This is a genomic window from Streptantibioticus rubrisoli (assembly GCF_024436055.1).
Taxonomy (GTDB): Bacteria; Actinomycetota; Actinomycetes; order Streptomycetales; family Streptomycetaceae; genus Streptantibioticus_A; species Streptantibioticus_A rubrisoli.
In genome coordinates this window covers 1-8509 of sequence record NZ_JANFNH010000084.1, presented here as the reverse complement: position 1 = coordinate 8509, position 8509 = coordinate 1, and the positions used below count along the sequence as shown (strand labels likewise).

The following is an 8509-nucleotide window of genomic DNA, read 5'->3' as shown; positions in this document are numbered from 1 at the left end:
CCCCCCACCCCTCGCACCGCCGCTTGCACTGCCTGGGCCAGGGCCGCGCCGAGTGGTTCGGCGAGGCGCAGTGCGCCGCGCTCCTTGTGCGCCAGGAGCACGGCGCGCACCTGGTCCTCGTACGCGCCCGCCGCGTAGACCGCCGGAAGCCCCGCGGGCACCGGGTCCGGCCAGACCCTGCGGACCGTGCCCGCGCCGCACAGCTTCTCCCGGCAGCCGTCGCACAGGGCGCTGCGGACCCGGCCGCAGCCCGCACAGTCCACGGGTAGTACGAGATCGGCGAGTTCCTGGTACCACGACCGCATGGGATTACTGTGCCGAGGCCGGAGGGGAGGGGGCCACCCCTGTGGATAACGCGGCTGTGGATAACTCAGCGCGGCTGCTGGAGGCCCGCGGCGGCGCGGCCCGGTCGGGTAGTGCGGCGGGGGCCGGGAAACCCGTCAGCGGCCCACGGAGGCCCTGCCGAACCGGCTCCGCGGCACCGCCCCCGAAGCCTCAGCCCGGGTAGACCGGCGCCGTCCCGTCCGGAGAGACCTGCTGCCAGTCGCCGTCGATCGGCAGCTGGTACATGCCCTCGTCGGAGGCGACCAGCAGTGGACGCTGCTGGTCCTCGAACGCGGCGACCGCGGAGACCTTGCTGATGCCCGGCAGGGTCGGGGTGTACGCGGCCGAGCCGTCGGTGTCCACGTACTGCAGCTGCTGCACGCCGCGGGACTGCTTGCCGACCACCACCAGGCGGCTCTCGCCCGCCCAGGATGCCGCCTCGACGTCGTCCAACTGCGGTGCCACGGCGCGCAGTTCGGTCACCGAGACCTGCGGGTGCTGTGCGGTTCCGGAGCGTTCGATGCGGCCCAGTTGCAGGGTGGTGGACCCGCCCTGCTGGACCAGCAGTGCCATGCGTACCCCGTCGGCCGCCACGCGCAGCGCCTTGATCTGGCCGTCCGCGAGGTTGGGCACCGACACCTCGGTGGTCCTGCCGTCGCGCCACATCAGCAGCCGCTGGTGCGCTGGGTCGCGGTCGGCGACCCACAGGTTGCCCAGGCCGTCCCAGCTGGGCGTGGTCAGCCCCTCTGACGGGTCGCGGGCCTCGCTGGTCAGCACCTCGCGCGCGGTGCCGCCGGAGGCCAGCGGGGCCACGTACAGGGAGCGCCCGTCGGACTTGACGCCCGCCGCGGTCTGGCCGTCGCGGGTCACGGCGACGGACTGCAGGCGCGCCGCCGTTTCTCCGAACGGGCCGGGCACCGGGTGTGCCGTCTCCCCGTTTCCAGCCACGGACACCATGCGGTGGTCGGTGTCCACGTAGTACTGCTGTGCGCCGTTGCCCACCACGCGCGCGGGCGCGTATGCCTGCGCCTGATCATGTGCCAGCGCGCAGAGGGTGGCGCCGTCGGGGCCCACCACGTCGACGGAGGTGACCTGTGTGGAGGACTGGTCCTGGACGGTGTCCAGCAGTTGGGCCGCCATCCGCTGGCACTGGTCCTGTCCGAGGCTCGTCACCGAGCCGCCGAGTTGGACGCGTAGCTTTCCGGAGTCGTCGAGGTTGAGTTTTTGGCTTTTCAGCCACGTCCCGTCGGGGAACGCCGAAGTGACCACCGGTTGCAGCCAGTTGCTGGGGCCGGCCAGAAGTGCTTGTACGGTCGAGGTGACCGGGTCTATGCGGCGCCGCACGTACACCGGGTCGGCCACCAACACGTCCTTCGCCAGCGGGACTTGTGACTCCTCCGGCCCCAACTGTGCGAAGTAGTACATGTTCACGGAGCGGTAGATGCGCTGGAAGTCCGATTCGCTGAGCACCAGCCCGTCGGGCAGGCTGTCGATCCGCCATTCTCCGGCCACCTTGATCAGGTGGTAGCTGGTGCGGTACGTGGAGGCGGCGGGCGAGTAGGAGTGCTTGCGGTCGACGGTGGCGACCTGTCCGCCGGTCAGGGTGATGGTGGTGCCGGTGTCCTCACGCGCCGCGCTGGCGGGCTCCTGGTCGAGTTGGGGGCCGCCGGAGAGCACGGTGGTCTGTGCGAACGGGTCCCATTTGAGGGCTGGTCCGGTCAGGTACTTCTTGGCGGTCTGGTAGTCCGCCTCGTCGCTGGTGGTGGCCTCCAGGAAGCCGCGCACGATCTGCATCGGCTGTTCGTTCTTCTGCGGCTGCACGCCGAAGACCCGTACCTGCGGGTCGGAGTCGCTCCGCTGTTCGTTGCCGACCTTGGTCACCTCGCCGGTGTCCGGCATGGTGGCGCACCCGGTCAGCAGCAGGGCGCAGCACAGTAGTGCGCCGGAGGTGCTGCCCCACTTGATGGGCGTGTGACGGCGGTCGGCCTGCGACATGCCGGTGTGTCCTCCCCTTGGCCTTGTGGGCCGGTCAGCGGTCCGCGTCCTGTTCTCGTCCGGTGTCCGCCGCTGTGGTGCCGGTGGTGTTGGCCGGGTCGGTGGGCCGGGTGCCGATGACCCGTGCCCCGTTGCCGGGTAGGGCGGCCGGGTCGGCGGCCGGTGGGCGGGGCGCGAGCGCGGGTACGGCGGGCAGCGGTGATCGCGCGGCGGGTACGGGTGCGCTGGTGTGTGCGTCCCGTGGCGTTTTCGACGGGCTGGCGGTGCCGCGTTGGCGGCGCGAGTCCTCGGGCTCCAGCGGGATCGGTGAGCCGCGCAGGGCCTCGCCGGCGGTGCGGGGCAGGGTGAGCCGGAACTGGGATCCGCCGCCGGGTTCGCCCCAGGCCTGGAGCCAGCCGCCGTGCAGCCGGGCGTCCTCGACCGCGATGGACAGGCCGAGGCCGGTGCCGCCGGTGGTCCTGGCGCGGGCCGGGTCGGCGCGCCAGAAGCGGTTGAAGACGCGGGTGGCCTCGCCGGGTTTGAGGCCGACGCCGTAGTCCCGTACGGCGATGGCGACGGCGCCTCCGGCAGAGGCGAGCCGGACGATCACGTCGCGGCCTTCGCCGTGTTCGACGGCGTTGACCACGAGGTTGCGCAGGACGCGTTCGATGCGTCGTGCGTCGGCTTCGGCGACGATCGGCTGTTCCGCGCCGCGTACCACGATCCGGCTGCCCTTGCGTTCGGCGAGGGGTTCCGCGGCGTCGACCACGCGCCGTACGACCTCGCGCAGGTCGACGGCCTCGGCGTCGAGGGCGGCGGCGCCCGCGTCGAAGCGGCTGATCTCCAGCAGGTCGGACAGCAGTGACTCGAAACGTTCCAGCTGGCTTTGGAGGAGTTCGGCGGAGCGTGCGGTGACGGGGTCGAAGTCCTCGCGCCCGTCGTGGATGACGTCGGCGGCCATCCGGACGGTGGTGAGCGGGGTGCGCAGTTCGTGGGAGACGTCGGAGACGAACCGCCGCTGCATCCGGGAGAGTTCCTCCAGTTGCTGGATCTTGGTCTGGAGGGTGTGCGCCATCTTGTTGAACGACTCGCCGAGCCGTGCGATGTCGTCCTCGCCGGTGACCTTCATGCGTTCCTGGAGGAATCCGGCGGCGAGCCGCTCGGAGATGCCCGCGGCCATCCGGACCGGGGTGACGACCTGGCGCACCACCAGCCAGGCGATGGCGCCGAGCAGGCCGACGACGAAGACTCCGGCGGTCGCCAGGGTGGTCTCGACCAGGCTGAGGGTCTTCTCCTCCTGGGTGAACGGGAAGAGGTAGTACAGCTCGTAGGCCTTGCCGTTGGCGTCGTTGAGCCGTTTGCCGATGACCAGCCCTGGCTGGCCGTCGGAGTCGCCCTCGCGTTTGATGAGGGTTTCCTTCTGGTGCGCCCCGGACTCCTGGGCGACTGCGGTGCGCAGGTCGGCGGGGACGCTGTCTTCGGGCAGTACGTCGCCGGAGGCGCGCGGTCCGCGGGTGCTGGGGCTGTCCGCGAGGTAGGGCTGCTGGTCGGCGTCGGAGCTGAGCGCGACCACGTAGTACACGCCCTGGCCGCCGCTGGCGAGTTGCTGGACGAGGTTGGTGAGCCAGGTGCCGGGGTCGACCTGGCCGCGGCCTGCGGTGGGGGTGCCGCTGCCGTTGCCTGCGGTGGGGTCGCCGGGGGCTTGGGCGTTGGCGGCGAGCGACTGGGCGACGTTGAAGCCGCCGAGTGCCTGGCCCTGGGCGGTGGCGGTCTTGGCTTCCAGCAGCCCGTTGCGGACCTGCCCGATGACGACGATGCCCAGCACCAGGACGACGGCGAGTGACATCAGCAGGGTGGTGGCGACGACCCGTACCTGGATGTTGCGCCGGTACAGGCGTGCCGCGGGCAGGAGCGGGCGGCGTGCCCAGCGCAGCGCTGACCCCAGGACGGGCAGCAGCCCGCGCAGCGGGTCGGCGTGGCGGCTTTCCAGCCGCTCGCGTTCATGGCCGAGCGGCTGCTGCTCCTGCTGCGTACTGCGCTCCTGTTCATGCTTCACGGCGCGCGCGGGCATGGCCTCCGCGCCGTTGTCGTACCCGGATCCCGTCGTGTCGATGCTGTTGCCCGTGGGCATCCCGATGTCAGCCCGGCCCGGCCTTGTAGCCGACGCCGCGCACGGTCACCACGATCTCCGGGCGCTCGGGGTCCTTCTCCACCTTCGACCGCAGCCGCTGGACATGGACGTTCACCAGCCGGGTGTCGGCCGCGTGCCGGTATCCCCACACCTGTTCGAGCAGCACCTCGCGGGTGAAGACCTGCCAGGGCTTGCGGGCGAGTGCGACCAGCAGGTCGAACTCCAGCGGGGTGAGCGCGATGGCCTGTCCGTCGCGCTTGACGGAGTGGCCGGCCACGTCGATCACCAGGTCGCCGATGGCGAGCTGCTCCGGCGTCGGCTCTTCGGCCCTGCGCAGTCGGGCCCTGACCCGCGCGACCAGTTCCTTTGGCTTGAACGGCTTGATCACGTAGTCGTCGGCGCCGGATTCCAGGCCCACCACGACGTCCACGGTGTCGCTCTTGGCGGTGAGCATCACGATGGGCACTCCGGATTCGGCCCGGATCTGACGGCATACGTCGATACCGTCCCGGCCCGGCAGCATCAGGTCGAGGAGCACCAAGTCCGGCTTGGTGTCACGGAAGGCGGCGAGGGCCTTGTCGCCGTCCGATACGAACGACGGCTCGAAACCTTCTCCCCGCAGCACGATGCCGAGCATCTCTGCCAGTGCGGTGTCGTCGTCGACGACAAGGACGCGTCCCTTCATATCGACATCATCCCATTTTCGCATCTGGGATATAGAGGCGGGTGACCCACGTCACTGACCTGGGATGACGTGCGTCGATGATCGTTCACGGCCCGTGGAGCCCGTTGCCGTTGACGTCAGGCGCAGTTGCCACCCTCGGCGCTTGATCACCACCATGGGCGTGATGCTCGCCACACCCCGGACCGTAATGATCTGGCCATAGGTCAAGTCGACTTGAAGGACCAGTTCCGCCGCGCCTGGAAGGAGCCCGCACGCTCCGTAGGCTACCCGGCCGGACGGCGCTGGGCTCCACGCGGATGGTGCGGGTGCCTGGACCCACGGACGCGCCGCTGCGTGTCGTGCGCGGATCGCGAGTGACCGGAAGTGCGCGTTCCGCAGCGGTAGTTGACGACTCGGCTCCGCTGTTCGGCACTGGTCCCGGGCAGGCTCACGGCCTGCGGGCGGGAGGCGGCACCGGCCACCCATCGGTCGGCGTCGCCGCCCACGCCTCGCTCCCGGCAAGGCCGCCGCCCGCCCGTGGCAGCTGGCCTGCTAGTCGATTGAGACCAGAGCTGCCAGTGTGGCTGGTGTTACGGGGGAGGCGACGCCGTTCTCGGTGACGACGGCCGTCACCAACGGCGCCGGAGTGATGTCGAACGCCGGGTTGTAGGCCTGGGTGCCCAAAGGTGCCAGCACGATGCCGGATCCGGCCTCGGCGATCGGGGAGGCGATCTCGGTGACCTCGTGGCCGGGACGCTGCTCGACCTCGATCGAGGCACCGTCCGGCGTCGAAAGGTCCACCGTCGTGGTCGGGGCGACCACGACGAACGGCACGTTGTGGTGGCGAGCGAGCACGGCGAGCGGATAGCTGCCGACCTTGTTCGCCACCGAGCCGTCGGCCGCGATCCGGTCCGCGCCGATCAGCACCGCGTCCACAACGCCGTCCGCGAACAGCGAGCCCGCGGCGTTGTCGGCGAGCAGCGTATACGTCATCCCTACGCGCGCCGCCTCGTAGGCGGTCAGCCGGGCGCCCTGCAGCAGCGGCCTTGTCTCATCCACCCACAGGCGGCGCAGCAGGCCCTCGCGGTGCGCGGCGTGCGCCACGGCGAACGCCGTACCGGCGCCGCCGGAGACCAGGGCGCCGGTGTTGCAGTGGGTCAGGATCCGCAGACCCCCACCCGGCACCAGGTCCTTCAGCAGCGCCAGCCCATGGCTGGCCATCCGCTCGCTGGCCGCCGCGTCCTCGGCGTGCAGCGTACGGGCCTCGTCGAGCGCCGCCTGCGCCGCCCGCGCCGGATCCTCGGTCGCCTCCAGCGCGGCACGGTACGCGGCCGCCGCACGCCGTACCCCGTAGCCGAGGTTGACGGCGGTCGGCCGCGCGGACGCCAGTTGCCGCTCGGCCTCGGCGACGTCGAAGCCCCGTGCGGCGGCCAGGGCGACCCCGTAGGCCCCGGCCAGCCCCAGCACCGGTGCGCCGCGCACCGCGAGGGTGCGGATAGCGTCCACCAGCGCCTGTACGTCGGTGCAGACCAGCTCGATCTCTTCCCCGGGGAGCCGGGTCTGGTCGAGAAGGATGAGCACGGGCCCTTCGGGCGGCTCCTCCCAGCGGAGCGTCGGAATGGTGACTGGAGAACCGGACTGTGAGTCGTTGGCCAGAGGTACCACGGAATGATCACCCATCTGTCCAGTCTGCCTGCCCGGAGGGCGCTTTTGAATGCCGCCCTTTGGAACCCCCCGCGAAGGCCACCTGTCACGGCGGGACCGTGCGCGCGCCGCCCATGGCACGATGGCCGCGGACCAGCCGGGACCGACCCGACAGGCCCTGACGCGCAGTAACAAAAGGAGCACCGATGAACAACTCTCCGGGCTGGGCTTCGCCCGGATTCGGCCCCGCCGACCCCTCCGGCTCGCCCACCCCGTCCGGGCCCGGCGACCCGGCGGAGGACCGGGGCGAGCCGACCGCGCCGGACCCCGGAGCGGAGCAGCCTGCGCCTCAGGACGCCGTGCCCCCGAAGTGGTCCAAGGGCCAGCCGCCGCCCGCCAGTTGGAGCGCCTCCAGTGCGCCACCGCAGCCACCGGCTGACCCGGGCGGGGCTGTTCCACCGCCTCCGCCGGGGCCCGGGCCCCAGTGGGGCGGGCCGGGTTGGGGCGCGCAGGGGCCGTACTGGCAGCAGGTGCCGTCTGCGCCCAAGCCGGGGGTCATTCCGCTGCGTCCGCTGACTGTCGGGGAGATCCTCGAAGGCGCCTTCGCCACGATCCGCACGCACTGGCGTACCGTGCTCGGCATCTCGCTCGGCGTCGCCGCCGTGACACAAGCCATCACGATCGCGGTCAACGGCTCTTTCTTCAACGACAATCCGGGCCTGGACAAGCTCCGCGAGGGGAGCGCGAACGTCAGCGACGTACTGAAGGCGTTCGGGGACTCGCTGGCCGGAACCGGTCTGACCTCGCTGATCAGCATGCTGGGGCAGATCCTCGCCACGGCCATGCTCACGATGATCGTCAGCCGTTCCGTACTGGGCCGCTCGGTCACCGTGGGCGACGCCTGGCGTGACTCCAGGCCGCGGCTGGTGCGCATGCTTGGGCTGACGCTACTGATTCCGGCGATCGGGCTCGCGATAGTGGGCGTGGCCGTCGCCCCTGGCGTACTTCTCGCGGTGTTCGGCCCGGAGAACACGGGGGCGGCCCTGGCCCTGCTCGGCGCGGCCGTCGGCGGATGCATCGCCACCTGGCTGATCATCAGCCTGAGCCTGTCGTCTCCGGCGCTCATGTTGGAGAAGCAAGGGGTGTTCGCCTCGATCGCCCGCTCCTACAAACTGGTGCGGGGCTCGTGGTGGCGGGTCTTCGGCGTCCAACTGCTCGCCGTTGCCCTGACCTTCGTCATCACCTCGATCGTCTCGATTCCGTTCACGGTGATCGCACAGATCGCCAGCGGCGGCAACGCGGCTGGCCTCTTCACCGCTGCCAGCACACACATCAGTTGGTCGTTCCTCATCGTCATCGGCGTCGGCGGCGTTGTGGGCACCACGCTCACGTTTCCGTTGAGCGCCGGGATGACCGCGCTGCTCTACATGGATCAGCGCATCCGCCGTGAAGGCCTCGACATCGAGCTGGCCCGTGCGGCCGGTATCGACGGCTACGCGGCCTCGGCCTCGGCCTCGCGGGAGTAAAGCGGTAAGCCCCGCCCACTTGGGCGGGGCTTTCTGCCGTTCACAATTCTTGTCTGCGGGCAATAAAAAATGGCTGTGGCCCCTGGATCGGATCCAGGGGCCACAGCCATTCAATAATCGTTCGGCGGTGTCCTACTCTCCCACAGGGTCCCCCCTGCAGTACCATCGGCGCTGAAAGGCTTAGCTTCCGGGTTCGGAATGTAACCGGGCGTTTCCCTAACGCTATGACCACCGAAACACTATGAA

6 protein-coding genes and 1 rRNA gene are annotated in these 8509 nt (G+C 70.5%); 1 reads left to right on the top strand and 6 read right to left on the bottom strand.

The window, feature by feature from the left end; all coding sequences use genetic code 11:
- The 5 genes from NON19_RS32680 to mtnA form a co-directional block, all read right to left on the bottom strand.
- Positions 1-305: ComF family protein (locus NON19_RS32680; RefSeq protein WP_372514379.1), on the bottom strand; the 305-nt coding region annotated here is incomplete at its 3' end.
- A 190-nt stretch (positions 306-495) separates the two neighbouring features.
- Complete coding sequence (locus NON19_RS32675) at positions 496-2319, bottom strand: LpqB family beta-propeller domain-containing protein (RefSeq protein WP_255932904.1); 1824 nt, start codon at positions 2317-2319, stop codon at positions 496-498.
- A gap of 34 nt (positions 2320-2353) precedes the next feature.
- A complete protein-coding gene (mtrB, locus tag NON19_RS32670; protein WP_303654623.1) occupies positions 2354-4429 on the bottom strand; it encodes an MtrAB system histidine kinase MtrB in 2076 nt (691 codons plus the stop codon).
- A 7-nt stretch (positions 4430-4436) separates the two neighbouring features.
- Positions 4437-5114: a two-component system response regulator MtrA gene (gene mtrA / locus NON19_RS32665; RefSeq protein ID WP_255932903.1), complete on the bottom strand. Its 678-nt coding sequence runs from the start codon at positions 5112-5114 to the stop codon at positions 4437-4439.
- Positions 5115-5645: 531 nt separating this feature from the next.
- Positions 5646-6773, bottom strand: coding sequence for an S-methyl-5-thioribose-1-phosphate isomerase (gene mtnA, locus NON19_RS32660; protein ID WP_255932902.1), 1128 nt, complete (start codon positions 6771-6773; stop codon positions 5646-5648).
- A gap of 170 nt (positions 6774-6943) precedes the next feature.
- On the opposite strand from mtnA, the gene NON19_RS32655 reads away from it, so the two are divergent.
- Positions 6944-8263, top strand: coding sequence for a DUF7847 domain-containing protein (locus NON19_RS32655; protein ID WP_255932901.1), 1320 nt, complete (start codon positions 6944-6946; stop codon positions 8261-8263).
- Between the two features lie 119 nt (positions 8264-8382).
- Here NON19_RS32655 and rrf read toward each other — a convergent pair.
- A 5S ribosomal RNA gene (gene rrf / locus NON19_RS32650) occupies positions 8383-8499 on the bottom strand.
- Between the last annotated feature and the right edge of the window lie 10 nt (positions 8500-8509).

Coding starts and splice junctions, on each gene's coding strand:
- mtrB (WP_303654623.1), bottom strand. CDS start 4,429: ATGCCCACGGGCAACAGCATCGACACGACGGGATCCGGGTACGACAAC.
- NON19_RS32655 (WP_255932901.1), top strand. CDS start 6,944: ATGAACAACTCTCCGGGCTGGGCTTCGCCCGGATTCGGCCCCGCCGAC.
- mtrA (WP_255932903.1), bottom strand. CDS start 5,114: ATGAAGGGACGCGTCCTTGTCGTCGACGACGACACCGCACTGGCAGAG.
- NON19_RS32675 (WP_255932904.1), bottom strand. CDS start 2,319: ATGTCGCAGGCCGACCGCCGTCACACGCCCATCAAGTGGGGCAGCACC.
- mtnA (WP_255932902.1), bottom strand. CDS start 6,773: ATGGGTGATCATTCCGTGGTACCTCTGGCCAACGACTCACAGTCCGGT.